Origin of the sequence: Streptomyces sp. NPDC048419 (assembly GCF_043200415.1) — a bacterium.
Classification (GTDB): Bacteria; Actinomycetota; Actinomycetes; order Streptomycetales; family Streptomycetaceae; genus Streptomyces.
The window spans coordinates 19,944-33,056 of the sequence record NZ_JBICXT010000048.1 but is presented as its reverse complement, the minus strand read 5'-3'; the positions used below and the strand labels follow the sequence as shown (position 1 = coordinate 33,056).

At 66.3% G+C, this 13,113-nt stretch carries 14 protein-coding genes and 1 pseudogene; 3 read left to right on the top strand and 12 right to left on the bottom strand.

The genetic code is table 11. The features are described from left to right. Positions 1-158 precede the first annotated feature (158 nt). The gene (locus ACGFYN_RS44860) at positions 159-503 is read right to left on the bottom strand and encodes a type II toxin-antitoxin system PemK/MazF family toxin (protein WP_393871771.1); all 345 of its coding nucleotides are present in this window, start codon (positions 501-503) and stop codon (positions 159-161) included. Next, positions 497-928: a hypothetical protein gene (locus ACGFYN_RS44855; protein ID WP_393871770.1), complete on the bottom strand. Its 432-nt coding sequence runs from the start codon at positions 926-928 to the stop codon at positions 497-499. Before ACGFYN_RS44855 ends, ACGFYN_RS44860 begins: the two co-directional genes overlap by 7 nt. Before the next feature lie 262 nt (positions 929-1,190). Here ACGFYN_RS44855 and ACGFYN_RS44850 point away from each other — a divergent pair, with 262 nt between their 5' ends. Next, positions 1,191-1,355, top strand: a complete 165-nt coding sequence (locus tag ACGFYN_RS44850) for a hypothetical protein (RefSeq protein WP_393871769.1) — start codon at positions 1,191-1,193, stop codon at positions 1,353-1,355. 217 nt (positions 1,356-1,572) lie between these two features. On the opposite strand, the pseudogene ACGFYN_RS44845 reads toward ACGFYN_RS44850, so the two are convergent. Further along, positions 1,573-1,726 (bottom strand): annotated as a pseudogene (locus ACGFYN_RS44845) (helix-turn-helix domain-containing protein); the annotation flags it as partial. Positions 1,727-2,178: 452 nt separating this feature from the next. Here ACGFYN_RS44845 and ACGFYN_RS44840 point away from each other — a divergent pair. Both ACGFYN_RS44840 and ACGFYN_RS44835 read left to right on the top strand, forming a co-directional pair. Next, positions 2,179-2,805: a response regulator transcription factor gene (locus ACGFYN_RS44840; protein ID WP_393871768.1), complete on the top strand. Its 627-nt coding sequence runs from the start codon at positions 2,179-2,181 to the stop codon at positions 2,803-2,805. 41 nt (positions 2,806-2,846) lie between these two features. After that, positions 2,847-3,659 (top strand): hypothetical protein, encoded by an 813-nt coding sequence (locus ACGFYN_RS44835; protein ID WP_393871767.1) that lies wholly within the window; start codon positions 2,847-2,849, stop codon positions 3,657-3,659. A 26-nt stretch (positions 3,660-3,685) separates the two neighbouring features. Here the strand turns inward: ACGFYN_RS44835 and ACGFYN_RS44830 are convergent, their stop codons facing one another. From ACGFYN_RS44830 to ACGFYN_RS44790, 9 genes are all read right to left on the bottom strand, one after another. Beyond that, a complete protein-coding gene (locus tag ACGFYN_RS44830) occupies positions 3,686-4,696 on the bottom strand; it encodes an NADase-type glycan-binding domain-containing protein (protein ID WP_393871766.1) in 1,011 nt (336 codons plus the stop codon). 479 nt (positions 4,697-5,175) lie between these two features. Further along, positions 5,176-5,718 carry a phage tail protein gene (locus ACGFYN_RS44825; RefSeq protein ID WP_393871765.1) on the bottom strand — a complete coding sequence of 181 codons (543 nt, stop codon included), beginning with the start codon at positions 5,716-5,718 and terminating at the stop codon, positions 5,176-5,178. Continuing rightward, complete coding sequence (locus tag ACGFYN_RS44820; protein ID WP_393871764.1) at positions 5,715-7,673, bottom strand: putative baseplate assembly protein; 1,959 nt, start codon at positions 7,671-7,673, stop codon at positions 5,715-5,717. The genes ACGFYN_RS44825 and ACGFYN_RS44820 overlap by 4 nt, the downstream gene beginning before the upstream one ends. Continuing rightward, positions 7,673-8,089 (bottom strand): GPW/gp25 family protein, encoded by a 417-nt coding sequence (locus tag ACGFYN_RS44815; protein ID WP_393871763.1) that lies wholly within the window; start codon positions 8,087-8,089, stop codon positions 7,673-7,675. Before ACGFYN_RS44815 ends, ACGFYN_RS44820 begins: the two co-directional genes overlap by 1 nt. 67 nt (positions 8,090-8,156) lie before the next feature. Beyond that, a complete protein-coding gene (locus tag ACGFYN_RS44810; protein ID WP_393871762.1) occupies positions 8,157-10,148 on the bottom strand; it encodes a phage baseplate assembly protein V in 1,992 nt (663 codons plus the stop codon). A gap of 5 nt (positions 10,149-10,153) precedes the next feature. Next, positions 10,154-10,864, bottom strand: a complete 711-nt coding sequence (locus ACGFYN_RS44805; protein ID WP_393871761.1) for a hypothetical protein — start codon at positions 10,862-10,864, stop codon at positions 10,154-10,156. Positions 10,865-10,873: 9 nt separating this feature from the next. Next, positions 10,874-11,383, bottom strand: coding sequence for a phage tail protein (locus ACGFYN_RS44800; protein ID WP_393871760.1), 510 nt, complete (start codon positions 11,381-11,383; stop codon positions 10,874-10,876). 11 nt (positions 11,384-11,394) lie between these two features. Further along, on the bottom strand, positions 11,395-11,961 hold the full coding sequence (locus tag ACGFYN_RS44795) for a phage tail protein (protein WP_393871759.1): 567 nt from the start codon (positions 11,959-11,961) through the stop codon (positions 11,395-11,397). A gap of 27 nt (positions 11,962-11,988) precedes the next feature. After that, a complete protein-coding gene (locus ACGFYN_RS44790; RefSeq protein ID WP_393871758.1) occupies positions 11,989-12,831 on the bottom strand; it encodes a PASTA domain-containing protein in 843 nt (280 codons plus the stop codon). Positions 12,832-13,113 lie beyond the last annotated feature (282 nt).

Genomic DNA, 13,113 nt, shown 5'->3' with positions numbered 1-13,113 from the left:
GACCCCAAGCCGTTCATCTGGACCAAGACAGCCGAAGAGATCCTCGACTCCCTCGCCCGCCTCTGCCGACGGATCTCTGGCGCAGGACACTAGCTGCACGGCGTTGGGGCTAGATCTGGGCTAGATCCGCACAATCACTCCGGACGCGCTTCGGAGCGCTACAGCCCCAGGATTACACGAATACGCTCTTCTACGTGCTGCATCTCGCCAGGGGACAACAAGCCGCGGCGCCTTCGCAGCCTTGATTTGCCCACCGTCTGAATGTCGGTGCAGTTGACATAGGACTCGGCGTATTTGGTCAGCCCTGAGTCGGGGCCGACGGGAACATGCGTGGATGACGGACCTGACGTCCCGGTGATCATAGCCACCGTCACCGCTGAGAGTGGCTCAGCAATGCCATTGACGGTAAGTACGACCGCCGGATGGGGGCCGGGGCCGCGGGGCGGTGCAGGGAAGGCACAGATCCAGACCTCTCCCCGCAGTGCCGTTCCCGGATTCACCATTCCGCCTCGTCTGCGGCCGCAAGCTCCTCAGCGGTTGCGGCCAACGCACCATCAGGCATGGGAGCCGGCTCTCCCCGATAGAAGTCGCGGATCTCCTCAGTGGCGGCGACTTCGGCCGCCTTGCGAGCCAGCAGACGTAGCCCTTCACGGAGGACATCCGAAGTGGAGCCCAGGTTAAGCGCCTGCATCACTTGTTCCATGGCAGCTACTTCATCCGGCCCAAGCCTGACTTGCGCCACGCGGCCAGTGCCGCCGGCCGCATCCTGATAGCGGGGTGCGGCGGACCGCCGTGAGCTGGCAGCCTTCTTGGTGGTCCTGGTGCTCTTCGCCGTCCTTGGCTTCGCCACTCGGCCCGTGGTGGGCTCACTACGCTTCACACCGGTTGCGGTCTGCTGGGCCTTCTTTGCCTTGGTTCCAGTCGCCATCGTTCTTCCTTCCTGAGTACGTGTATGACATGTGTCGTACAGCCAGTCTCTCTGTTGAAACGAGACCGGTCAAGGCGACTGATCAGCAGTGGTGAGCCTGTCAGGAGAAGGACCGGTGTCCTAGACCATCCCCCCAGGGTGTTGGCCTTCACCAAGCTGATCGAGGCCCGGGCCCATGCCCGCGAAAGGGACGCCAAGGGCCCCCTCTCGGGCACCTGGCAGCCTCCGAGGACCTCCTGAGCCAGACAGAGGCTTCCAGCGGTTGGAGCCCGCCTGGATCGACTTCTATCACCATGTCCGCCTGTCCGCGGACGCCGCCGAGGTCTTCCGCGACCTGAAGAATCCCAAGGCCGCCCTGGCCTGGAACCAGCAGGCCGCCGCCATGCCCACCGGCGTGTTCACCCGCTGCCCGCCGAAGAGGGACTGAACGACGTGTGGATCCGTAAGATGCGGCCCCCGTGGTCAAGGCGGACCGGCAAGCACGGGGACGAACCGCCAGGTCCTCGCGCCCGTGTAGGTTCCGGAGTCTGGGCCCGAGCCCGAGGCCGAGCAGCATCATGTGCTTCCGGCGCCGCGGAGCCTGTGGGCGCCCCCTCGGGCTGCCCGGCTCCGGCAAGGGCCGCTCCTAGTGCGGTGACCGCGTTGCGGGGATGGCCTCCCGCCCACCGAGGGTCCAGGCAGGCCAGGCCGATCTCGTTGAACCGGTGGATCACATCCCGGACGGTGTCCTCGTCGGCCTGCACCAACTGGGCGATCACCGGCACCCGGTTTCCCACCGGCCGAGGCCAGTGGCATCATCGCGCGCCGATAACGAACCGAGCTGGTGCTACCCGGCGCACAGACCTTCCCGTGGGAGCCGGCACTCGCGCAGTCCGCACCAAGCTCAGGGCTGCGTCGGGCCAAGGATCCGTCTCCTCCCCGGCCCGCCCGCGACGGGCTTCGTTCACTTCAGCAAGGGGAGCCTTTGCAGGATGCCGATGCCCGGAGGAGCGTAGGGATAACCGGAAGTCGGCTGCCGCGCCGGCTGCTTTCGCCGGGCCCAGAATTACGCCGTGACCGGGAGTGCCTTCTACTGTGTGGCCAAGCAGGCAGACCGGTGCTGCCCAAGCAGGCAGGGAAGAGCTGTCCCATTGGACGGGCCGCCGCAGGAAGGGCAGACTTTAGTACATGGTTTTCGGCAGATCCAGCGGACCGCGGTCCGGGTAGCTCCAACGGCGCGCGGAATGGATCAGCACGAGAGGGAGCGATCCATGATCGCCAGAATTCCCGTTTATGTCCACGCCTCTGATCCGATCTCGGAAGCGGGACTCGTCGCCACGCTTCGCCCGCTGCGTGAGGTTGCGCTGATCTCAGCGGAAGAGATCGACCAGGGCACCGTGGTCATTGAGGCTGCCGATTCCCTGACCGACGAGACCGTACAGGCATTGCGCGGTTTGCGCCGGACAACCTGCAGCCAGGTCATCCTCGTGATCAGCAGGATCGACGACGTAGGTCTGCTGACGGTGGTGGAAGCCGGGGTGTGCGCAGTGGTGCGGCGCTCCGAGGCTACCGCGTCCCGGCTGGCCGAAGTGGTCATTCGGACGGCTGCCGGGGACGGCTCCGTCCCCCCCGACATGCTCGGCCGTCTGCTGCAGCAGGTCGGGCGCCTGCAGCGCCAGGTGCTTGCGCCCATGGATATGCACCTGACGGGGATGTCGAGCAGAGAGGTCGAAGTGCTGCGGCTGGTGGCCGAGGGCCTCGATACTCGAGAAATCGCGGAAAGACTATGCTACTCGGAGAGGACAGTGAAAAATGTTCTCCATGACATAACTGCGAGATTTCATTTGAAGAATCGTTCCCAGGCGGTGGCCTACGCGCTGAGAGAGGGCATGCTCTAGAGCGCTAACTCGTGCTCATCCATCAAGTGAGGCGGACAGCCATGCCGGAAGTCAGTCCTGATTTTCCCAGAGAGTGGGCCGATGTCCCGGACCAGGACGGGGGCCGTCGGATCTACCGGTACGACCTCACCTGGCTGACCTCACACTGGGGGTGCATCTTCGGCAGGGGGTGTCCGGGGACGCGGCACGAGAACCAGGGCTGCTGCACCGTCGGCGCCCACTGGTCCGGCACGGACGACAGGGATCGCGTCGAGAAACACGCGCAGAATCTCACCCCGGACATCTGGCAGTTCTACGACGAAGGACACGCGGGCGGCGTCACCGTCCACAAGGACAGTGGGCCGGGGCAGACCCGAATCGTCGACGGCGCCTGCATCTTTTTGAACCGGCCCGGTTTCCCCACCGGGCCCGGATGCGCCTTGCATGTGCTGGCCGAGCGTGCGGGAGTCCCGGCGCTCACCACCAAGCCGGACGTATGCTGGCAGATTCCCATCCAGATCAAGTACTCGTGGTCTGAAGACCGCACCGGTGAACAGGTTCTGGTCGTCACCGTCACGGAGTACGACCGTACGGGGTGGGGGCCCGGCGGCCAGTTCATGAACTGGTGGTGCAGCGGGAACACCGAGGCCCACACCGAAGGCCCCGCCCTGTACGAGTCGTATGCCGGCGAACTGCGCCAGCTGATCGGCCCGGCCAACTACGACGTACTCAAAGGGATCTGCGACGAGCGCATGCGTGATCCGCAGCCCCCGCACCCTCATCCCGCGGACCCTGGCCAATCCCCGCGCGGCTGGCGCACGGGCCCGGTGGACCTGCCGGACCCGGTGGTGGGCCCGCCCGGTCCCGATGCCTGAGGGACCGGGTCTCTTACCGCCTGTTGCTACTTGCGGGTATAGAACTGCATGTTGGTGATCGCGACTTGCCCGCTGCCGTTGATCGAGTCGTAGAAGGATTCGAAGTGGATCTCCATCCAGTCTATCTTTTTTGCGTGCTTGACCGTCACTTTCTGGGATGACGACTCGTCCTTCAGCGTGATGTCGTCGGACTGGCCGTCGGAGAAAACGAAGTGGAGTTTCTTGGGGCGGTCGTATCCAGAGAAATCCTTCGTGTCGCCGCTGTCTATGAGAGCACGGTTCACCGTAGTCGGAGATTCGAAGGTGAACTTCAATGTGAGGTCCGGGGAGTCGGACGGGGCGGCCCAGAACGTATTGGTGAAGCCGTCCACACAATTTTGCGGCCCGTGATTCCCGATCGAAACGCTGGCGGCCGCCGAGGACGGACGGATGGGGGCGTATTGTGGGTCGACCTTATCGATCGCGTCTGTCTTGGCGACGTTCATGCTATGGGTCAGCCAGTTCCTGGCCGGCGCGTACAACGTGAAGACCAGCGCCGCGATCAGTGCGGTGAGGCCGAGAATCCAGCGGACGGCCCGCATGATCCGCCGGAGTTCCGGCAGGTGGAACCGCTTGGATTTCACTCCCGCTTGTCCCGGGCGTTCGCCGGCCTTCAGTGTTTTGGGGTGGGGGCGCAGTCGGCGCCACCACGGTTCCGGCACTTCTTTCGCGGACTCGAGCGACGCGCCGCACCGGCTGCAGAACTTCCTCGAGGGAGGGTTGCCCTCTCCGCAGTTTCCGCAGATGAGGTCTCCGGGCAGCAGTCTTCGAGACGCCTCGGTCTTCTGCACCGCTGGCGATGCCTTTTGCACCTTCTGCGGGGGCAAGGCCCGCGGCTGGTCGGCATCTGCGGGAGCCGGCTCGGTCTCGGCCGCCCTTCTCCTGCGCAGGCCCTGACGCGGCGGGAGCTCCAGTCCGCGCTTGACCGGGACGACGAGTGCTTCCGCTTCCGGTTCGGCGGGCCTGGCCTCCTCCTGGTCCTCGTCGGCGGCCCCCACTGCCCCACCGCCCAGCGGGGGCGGCGGTGGCGGTGGCGGGGGCGGTGGTGCGCCCCCTCCGCCCGGCGGTGGCGGCGGTGGCGGGGGCGGTGGTGCGCCGCCTCCGCCCCCGCCGCCGGGCGGAGGCGGAGGCGGAGGAGGCGGGGGCGGCGGCGGAGGAGGCGGAGGCGGGGGAGGTGGGGGAGGCGGTGGTGGAGGCGGGGCCGGGCCTGCCCCGGGCGAGCGAGGAGCCGCGGTCTTCGCTCCCCCTTTCACCGCCTGGGTGGGCTCCGCCTTTTGCGCGTCGGCGAACACCACGGCCTGGACGAGCGATTTCACAGGATTGCGGGTTTGCGCCGAGACTTCTTCGGCCTCCTTGAGGATGTCCTCGGACACCTCAGGGGTTGAAACCTTCTCCCCGGTCCATTCCAGGAATTCCCCGCAGGACCCGCAGAACGTGTCGTCGTCCTCGTTGTGAGCCTTGCACTTGCTGCACAGGATCATGATCGGCCCACGACATCGAGGCGATGGACGACATGAGCCGGTTTCGCAGCGGCCACGAGAGCATTCAGCAGCCCATACGAGACGCTGTCTGGATCGTCCACCGTGACACGGACGGCGAGACGCGGGGTGTCCTCACCCGGCAGGTTTCCCCCCGGGGCGAGTGACCAGCTGGCGCCCCCGTTGTCCGCGACTTCCACATCTCCTCCGGTCAGCACCTCCGCGTAGGCGCGCAGCCCTTGGACGGTGCCGCGTACCTGGAACAGCTCGACCGCTTGCGCGACGGAGATCCTGGCTCGGTCGGTGGGCCAGTTCGGGTCGACGGTGATCCCTACCCAACTCGCCAGCCACTCGAGGAAGTCGAGCGGTGCCAGCAGCGGGTCGATGTACGCCTCCAGGCAGTCCAGGCTGCAGATGATCGGCGCGAGGATGTCGTCCAGGGCGCTGGTCAGCGCCATGGCGAACTGGTCCTCCTGGTAGACGGAGGGCAGCAGCGCGCCTATCGGGTATGGCGTGCTCAGGTTGTCCACAGTGCCTCTCATGGAGCCGCCTCCACGAGCAACTGGTGCTGGAAGGAGTAGACGAGGCTGTAGGGTTCCAGTGTCATCCGGTGTTTGACCTGGCGTCCGCGTTCTGCCGTGACGGGGTTGGCTCCGAAGATGCGGATGTCGTCGACGAAGTCCACCCCGCGCACGCCTTGCAGGGTCGCTGACACCTCGGTGCTTTGCACGTCCCGGCCGAACGGCCAGCCCGTTCCGTCGTGCCCGCCGGTGAGGGGATTGAGGAAGGCGTACAGCCGGTCCAGGGCCTCTTCTTTTATCCTGCCCAGGTCTGCGTTGGGGTGGGCGACGAGTCGTGCGACCACCGTCATGCCCTGGTACCGCGGTGGTTCCACGAGCACGCGGGCGCCGACCAGGCGGACCTCGTCGAGCCGCGCCGCGATCCGTTCCATGGTGGCGGGGGAGGGGACGAGGTCCTCGAACTGGATGATGCCGTTCTCACTTGCCGCGGCGGGCACGACGAGGACCTTGACCGCGCCGGCGTCGACATCGTGCTCCCCGGCGGTCAGGCACTTCACCCGGGCGATCTCCGGCGCCGCCTCACGGGTAATGGCCTCGTAGTCCTCCGCCGTGACCGCGCGGCTGCGTGCGCGCAGGACGAGCGGGCCGCGCTCCTTGGCCTCCTCCACGGTCTCACCGTCCACTCCGCCCTGTGCGGCATAGCGGTTCTCGACGCGGGCGACGAAGGGGATGGAGGATTTGAGGGTATGGATGGCGGACCGGGCCACGTTGCCTTTGCGGCCGCCGCCGGTGGCATAGCGGCGCATGCACACGATGGCCCCCGCGGCGGGGACGGCGCCGTGCTGGCGCACGGTGCCGTCGGGCTGGCGCACGGCGGGGCCGAACATGACCGTCCCCGCGGTCTCGTCGAAGACCACGTGCTTGTCGTCGGGGCCGCTGGAGGCGAAGTCGGTGACCTGGTGCCACCGTTCCCAGCCCTCGGCCACGGTCACTTCCAAGATGGCCTCGCCTGCCCCGGTGAGCATGGGGGCCCGGCGGACGCTGAAGTGCTGTCCGGGCACGCCTTCGGCGGTGCCGAGCACCTCGTCTTCGACGATCTCGGCGTGGATGGCTTCGGCGGTCCCGCCGACGGTGGTCGTGTGCAGCGCCCGGATGACGGGCGGGGAACTGTAGCGGGGCTGCCCGGGGTCCTCCGGCTCGGTCACGCGGGCCCGGAGCCAGCCCGCGCGGTGCCCGAACTGGAGGCTGGTTTCGTGTTCCTGCGGGACGTGCAGCATGACGATCCCTTTGCGGTTGAGGCCGCCGGTGCTGTCCTGGGACACGTCACACGCCGCCCAGCCTTCGCTGGTCCAGGCCTCCCACTGCAGCGGGGGGCGGTTGGGGTTGACGCCGATACCTTCGATGTCGCAGGTGAGGTCCAGACGCACGGTGCATGCGGCCACGGCGTCCTGCAGGCCGATGGCGAGGCAGTCACCCGGCTGGGGCACCTCCCCGAACGCCGGGAACGGGGGGAACCGCGCGCTGTCCGCCGGCCCGGTGAACTCGTCACTGCCTGCCCGCTGGCTGCCCAGGTGTTTGAGAACGGCGGGGACGACGGCCAGGGGAGCAAGCGTGGCGAAGGAGATGGCCTCGATGGTCTCGGTCCGTACCGTCGCGACCCTGGTGTGGGCCGGAATGACATGCTGGGTCAGGGCGGCCCGGGACAGCCAGAAGGAGACCGGCACCCGGGCGGGCGTGGGGGGCAGCATGCGCACCCCGATCAGGTTCAGGAACTTGATGTACAGGCGGTCCGGAACCCGGTTCAGACGGTAAAGCAGCTGGTCCGTCATGTACGCGAAGGTCTCGATCATGGTGATGCCGGGGTCGGAGACGTTGTGGTCGGTCCATTCCGGGCACCGGCGCATGATCAGGCGCTTGGCGTCGTCCACCAGGTCCTGGAAACGCCGGTCATCGAGATTGGGCGCGGGCAGTCCCATCAGTACTCGCTCCCGTCGTCCGGGATGCTGTAGAAGGGGAATACCAGGTTCCGCCGGTCGTTGGTCCCCTTGACCAGGTATGCGATGTCGATGTAGGTGGTCTCGGGCTGATCAGGGTCCGGCGAGATGTAGACCTCCTCGACGTCGATCCGTGGCTCCCACCGCAACAGCGACTGGCGGACATCGTGAGAGATCTCGGCGGCGACCTGTTCGTCGATGGTCCGAAAGACGTAGTCCCGCAGGTGGGACCCGAATTCCGGGCGCATGGGCCGTTCCCCGGGGTAGGTCGACAGAATCAGGCGGATGGCCCGGGTGAGCACAGCCTCGTTCGACACCGTGAGAATGCCTCCGCTCGGTGTGACACCCATGGGGAAGGCCCAGCCGATACCGATGAAATCGGTTGATACATTCGCCATCCTCGTGCCTTCCCTCCTTCGGCCCCGCCGGGATGCTTCGGCGGGCGAGGTCCTGCCCGCCACGCTGTCACACAGAGTTCAGGTTGATCAGGGGTGCCTCTACACTGGCGTCTCCTCCTGCTGCGACGGACAGTTCTTCCCCTGCGGCGATATTCAGTGCAGCACCTGCGTCGAGGGTCATCTCCGCGTCGGACTCGAGACTGATGCTCGGGGCGTTGAGCACGATTGCTTCTTCCGCCTCCAGCGTGATGGTTCCACCTGAAACGAGCGAGATGATTCCGCCCTCGCCCACTTGGATCGTGATCAGGCCTACGTCTGAGTCGCCGCCCTCTTCACCCGGAACCGGATCGGATAGCAGAGCGACCAGTCCGGCGGTCTGGTTTATCGTCAGGCCCATGGTGCCTTCGAACGACCCGAGCGTCACCTGCGACAATTCCGGTGGGGTGTCGGGCACCCCGTCGTCCTGGAAGGTGAGATTCATCCCGGACGGGGACACGATTCCGCGGCGGAACACGTTGCCCAGCGGCTCTTCGACCGGCGGCGCTCCCAGGCCGGCACTGATGTAGTCGGCCGAAAGTTCACTAGGGATGCCACCGAGGATGTAGGGGCGCCGGACATCGCCGTGCTCGAAGCCCACGAGCACCTGATCGCCCACATTCGGCAGGAACAGCGCACCGGACGTGGCACCCGCCCCGGCTTGGACGACGGGTGCCCAGTCCGATTCGTAGTTGTCCGCGAGCCAGGGGAACGCCAGCTTGACCCGCCCTCTCATCATGTCGTCGAGGTTGTTGGTGACGATCCCGCACACAAAGCCGTTGATGCGCGGCGGCCCCGGGCTGAGTCTTCCGGCCGACGCCAGGCCGAGAAGGGAACGGTTTTGCCGTCCGGTGGCCCAGAATCGGGTCTGGTAGCCCCCCAGCTCGTCGTCGAAGATGTGCTGCGCCCGGGTCACCTGCCAGATCCCCCGGAAATGCAGGGGGACACCTAGGACCTCCACCGGACCGCCCGCCTGGAGATTGGGGTCGCCGATGGCGCAGCCCTCGGCTTCGGCGAAGGTGCTCGACCGCTGGTCCGCCACCGAGATGGCCAGCTGCTCCAGAGCGGCCTCGGTCGTGGGTCCGGTGTCCACCGGGCGGTCGTAGACCAGATGCGCCTCCGGGTCGACCGGAAGGGTCAGCAGGGCCGGGTTGAGGACCGAGGTGGAGATCACCGGGCTGGTCGGCAGGTCTTCCCCGCCGGCCTCGGTGGCCAGGACGATCGGTCGCAGATCCGAGAGCAGGACGGCGGAGGTGCTCATGGCCGGGCTCTCGCCGATCAGCGCCTCGGCCAGCCCCGGGTCCCAGGCCCGCGTCTCGATGGCCTGGCTCAGGTGGGTCGCATTGACCGAGGGCCGGAAAGAGAGCAGGTTTTCCTTGAAACGCAACGGGACCGCAGGGCTCTCCAGAGCGCTGGCGTCGTCGGACACCACCCCCTCCGGGTTCCCGGTCGAGGGCCGGAAGTAGAACTTGCCGGCCGCGATCCCGGTCTCATATCCGATCTCCTGGGCCCGCCACTGCAGGAAGTCCCAGTCCGTTTGGTGGAACTGTGCCAAATGGGCGAAGACGTACGTGGTGGGAACGATGGCACCAATATTCAGCCCCGCCGCCAGGGCGATCTCCTCCGCCATGTCAGAGTCGGTCATCTCAAGGAAGGTCCGGGTCTTCTTGATCCGCTGCATCCGGATCGAGGGGTCGTAGCCGCGGACGATCGAGTGGGTACGGATACCCCTGCATACGGCATCGATCGAGAACACGTGCCCGCTGATGAGCGTCTTCGGCGCCAGCCGGTCGATGCCGCCTTCGGCGGAGATGGTCACCTCGATGCCTATCCTGATCCCGGCTTCCCTCAGCACTTTCCCATTGTCGTCACGGAACGTGATCTCAAACATGCCGGGCATCTGGGTCGCGGTCTCCACGACGACCCGCTCGATGGCGTCTGCCACACCCACCCCTTCCAGCGGGCGGGTGGCAACCGCGACCCGGGCCTTGCGCGTCGCGGTGTTGCCGATGTCTGCGACCATGCGCCTCAACCACCTTCCGCCGGAAGCTCTTGCGGGTTCGGCACGTAGACGGAGGTCCCGGGCCGGAGCCTGAGGGGGTCGTCCAGCCCGTTCGCCTCGGCGAGGTCACGCCACCGTCCGGGATGCCCGAGCCGCTGTGCTGCTATGTTCACCAGATTCTCGCCCTCGCACATCTCGTGGGCCGTCCGGCCGGCCAGCCCCCCCGAGGTCGGGTTGGTGGGCAGCGACCCAACGAGCGAGGGCTGCTCCCTCATCGTCAGGCTCACGTCCGCCCGCGAAGGCTCTCCGTCCTCCCCGAACCGCGTGTAGGAGACGTCACACCGCGTCAACACGACCTGGTAGAAGAACCCCACCATCGGCGGACCCCACTGGAAGGTGAGGACCGGCAGCTCGACCCGCATCTCATACAGCTCGAGAATCTTTTCCTTGATGCCGGACGGTGGTGAGGCCCAGCCCAGGAGCCTGTCGCACCTGTTCTTCGTGTCGGCTCCCACCAAGCAGATCTTGCTGATCGAAATCGTGGCGAGCTCGGCTTTGGTGAGGATGCTCCCCGAGGAACCTGTCGATGTGTTCCGCGTCAGCGTCTGCGCCGTCCTGTTGAACATGATCCTTTCCGGGTTGTAGTCGAACAGGACCATTCCCGGCGACAGCGGATTGAGCGACACGATCTTTGCCTTGTCGTGCCCGACTCGCGACCACTGACGAATGTCCACCATTTCGTGACCTCACAGAAATCCCGTGTGCTTGAGCTCAAGCCGTTCCAGCGCCACGGCCCCGGCACCCATGGCGTCGAGATCCGGCCCCGTCCACTTGGAGGGGAACACGCCCCGCAGAGTCCACGTGTGGATCGGGTTCAGCTCCGAATCGGCCAGCGTGATGGACGCGGTACCCCCCGTGTACCTGCAGTACCGGTCGTCCATCCACTGGCGCGCCATGTCGCTGAGCCACTTCGCGACGATCGCCGCCCCCTCCTGGGTGACGGCACGCTCGAGCGTGATCGGCGGGTAGTCCAGCTTGTCCGGAAGGTACGTGGCCGGTGCGTCGTAGTAGCCACCCTCGTACCAAGCGTCGCTCTTGAACGTCACGGCCAGACCCTTGCAGCTCTTCCAGAACCCCAAGTTCAGCTGACCGTCGATCGTGACCTGGAATCTCTGGTTGATCCCCGGCCCGGTGGAGCCCGCCCTCAGGCCGAGCGAGGCCGTGCGATCGATCGGACTGGCAACGATCTCGCTCATCCTCCGCCTCCTCAGCCGCCGGCCGGTGCGGCGCCCTCGTAATTGCCGGCCTCCTGGTTTTGAACACCGAAGCCGGCGGCGGTCGACATGGCGTCGGTGGACGTGAGCAGAGTGTTGTTGAACGTCGCGTCGTCCTGCAGGAAACCCTCGTGCCAAAGAACGAGTGTTTCGATGGAAACCCCGCTTTGGTTGGCGTCGAACCCGGTGATGGACCACTTCTGGGGCCTGCAATTGATGATGTCCCATTGCATCACCGCCTGCGCTTCCGAGTTCCCCAGGTAGATGGTCCCGGAGTACCCCTGCAGTGAATTCGAGACCGAGCACTGAGACAGCCAGTCCCGCACTGTCTGCGACTCCACGCAGGCGGCCCGAGACAGCTGGATGTCCGAATACTTGGTCTTTCCAGGGTAGAAGAGACGCGAGTTTCCGGATTCTCCGGACCTGTATTCACACAGGTCCCAGGTGACGTCGAGGCCGCTCACCTTCGACCAGTAGCCCAGGTTGATCTTTCCGTCGTCGAGAACTACCTGGAACCGGTTGCCGAGCGCCAGTGAGTCAAAAGTTGCCGTTGCTGCCATTTTCTTTCTCTCCTATCGTGTCCGGACTCAGAAATCGGAAGAGAGACCGAATCGAGCCCTGTTCACTTTCAGCTCGTCACTCAGTTTCTGTTGCAGCGCCGGGTAGAGTCTTTCGGCCAGCCAGACGAGGTCGTCCTCCTTGAGACTCTGGATACTGACCGCTCCTTGTTCCGGCCTCTGTTCCTGTTCGGTCGCAGGGGCGGCTGCTGCCGGGGGCCTCATGCTGGTCGCTGCCGCGGCCGCTGCCCGTCCCTGGGGCGTGGGCTCCGCTGCCCGGGCCTCAGTGCCCCTCGCTGCTGCCGCTGCCGATGCCTGCTCCTCCAGCGCGAGTTCCGCCCTTGCTGCGGCCGACATGAGCCTCTCGTAGCGAGGAATGCCCGGTGCGGGGGCGGCGGCCCGTGGGGTGGGCCTGGCCCTGGGCGCGTACAGCGGCAGCCGGGGTACCGAAGGCGCCGTCCGCGCCGGAGGCCTGCTCACCCGTGCCGGCAAGTCCTCCTCTTCCTCCTCCCCAGTTGATGGCAGAAGCGAGGGCAGGGGCGTGGCCGCTTTTGCGGAAGGCATCGTGGGAGCCTTGGGTTTGAGCCCGACGAACGAGCGAAGCCAGCCGCCCGCCTCCCCCGTGAGGCTCTCGAGCGCTAGCTCGCCCACCTTCTGGAAGTCCTTGCGATCCACACCCGTAGAGATCAACAGCTGAACCTCGACGGTCTGCTCCCCTGTGACCCCGAGAACCGTGCCCGGCTCTGGAGTTGCATGCAGCACCTTCCCCTTCGCATCCAGGCTCTCCTGGGGAAGAATCGCGGACACCGCTATACCCTCAGTGCGTAGCTTCTCCTCCGCCTCGAGCTGCATCATTCCCTGCACGTCGATCATCCGTATGACCTTGCGCATGGGCTCTGGCTTCACCCGTGCGGCTCCGGTGGCGAGGCGTGTGCGGGCGCGTTGGGCCGCGATGGTCGTGCGGAGCAGCTCGCGTTGTGCCGTGATGCTGGCGCGGGCCGCTGTGCGGGCTGCCGCGCGGGCTGCTGTGCGGGCTGCGTCTGTGGGGGGCGAGGGGGCTGCTGGTGCGTTCGCGTTCGTTGCGTTCGCTGCGTCCCTGGTCTCTTCCGGGGCCGGTTGCCCTGCTGCGGCGGTTGTGAGGGGTGCCGGTGCGGA

Bases quoted from the DNA above. Each gene is read 5' to 3' on its own strand.
- ACGFYN_RS44835 (WP_393871767.1), top strand. From the start codon at position 2,847: ATGCCGGAAGTCAGTCCTGATTTTCCCAGAGAGTGGGCCGATGTCCCG.
- ACGFYN_RS44795 (WP_393871759.1), bottom strand. From the start codon at position 11,961: ATGGCAGCAACGGCAACTTTTGACTCACTGGCGCTCGGCAACCGGTTC.
- ACGFYN_RS44810 (WP_393871762.1), bottom strand. From the start codon at position 10,148: ATGGTCGCAGACATCGGCAACACCGCGACGCGCAAGGCCCGGGTCGCG.
- ACGFYN_RS44790 (WP_393871758.1), bottom strand. From the start codon at position 12,831: ATGATCGACGTGCAGGGAATGATGCAGCTCGAGGCGGAGGAGAAGCTA.
- ACGFYN_RS44800 (WP_393871760.1), bottom strand. From the start codon at position 11,383: ATGAGCGAGATCGTTGCCAGTCCGATCGATCGCACGGCCTCGCTCGGC.
- ACGFYN_RS44820 (WP_393871764.1), bottom strand. From the start codon at position 7,673: ATGGGACTGCCCGCGCCCAATCTCGATGACCGGCGTTTCCAGGACCTG.
- ACGFYN_RS44815 (WP_393871763.1), bottom strand. From the start codon at position 8,089: ATGGCGAATGTATCAACCGATTTCATCGGTATCGGCTGGGCCTTCCCC.
- ACGFYN_RS44860 (WP_393871771.1), bottom strand. From the start codon at position 503: ATGGTGAATCCGGGAACGGCACTGCGGGGAGAGGTCTGGATCTGTGCC.
- ACGFYN_RS44855 (WP_393871770.1), bottom strand. From the start codon at position 928: ATGGCGACTGGAACCAAGGCAAAGAAGGCCCAGCAGACCGCAACCGGT.
- ACGFYN_RS44805 (WP_393871761.1), bottom strand. From the start codon at position 10,864: ATGGTGGACATTCGTCAGTGGTCGCGAGTCGGGCACGACAAGGCAAAG.
- ACGFYN_RS44840 (WP_393871768.1), top strand. From the start codon at position 2,179: ATGATCGCCAGAATTCCCGTTTATGTCCACGCCTCTGATCCGATCTCG.
- ACGFYN_RS44825 (WP_393871765.1), bottom strand. From the start codon at position 5,718: ATGAGAGGCACTGTGGACAACCTGAGCACGCCATACCCGATAGGCGCG.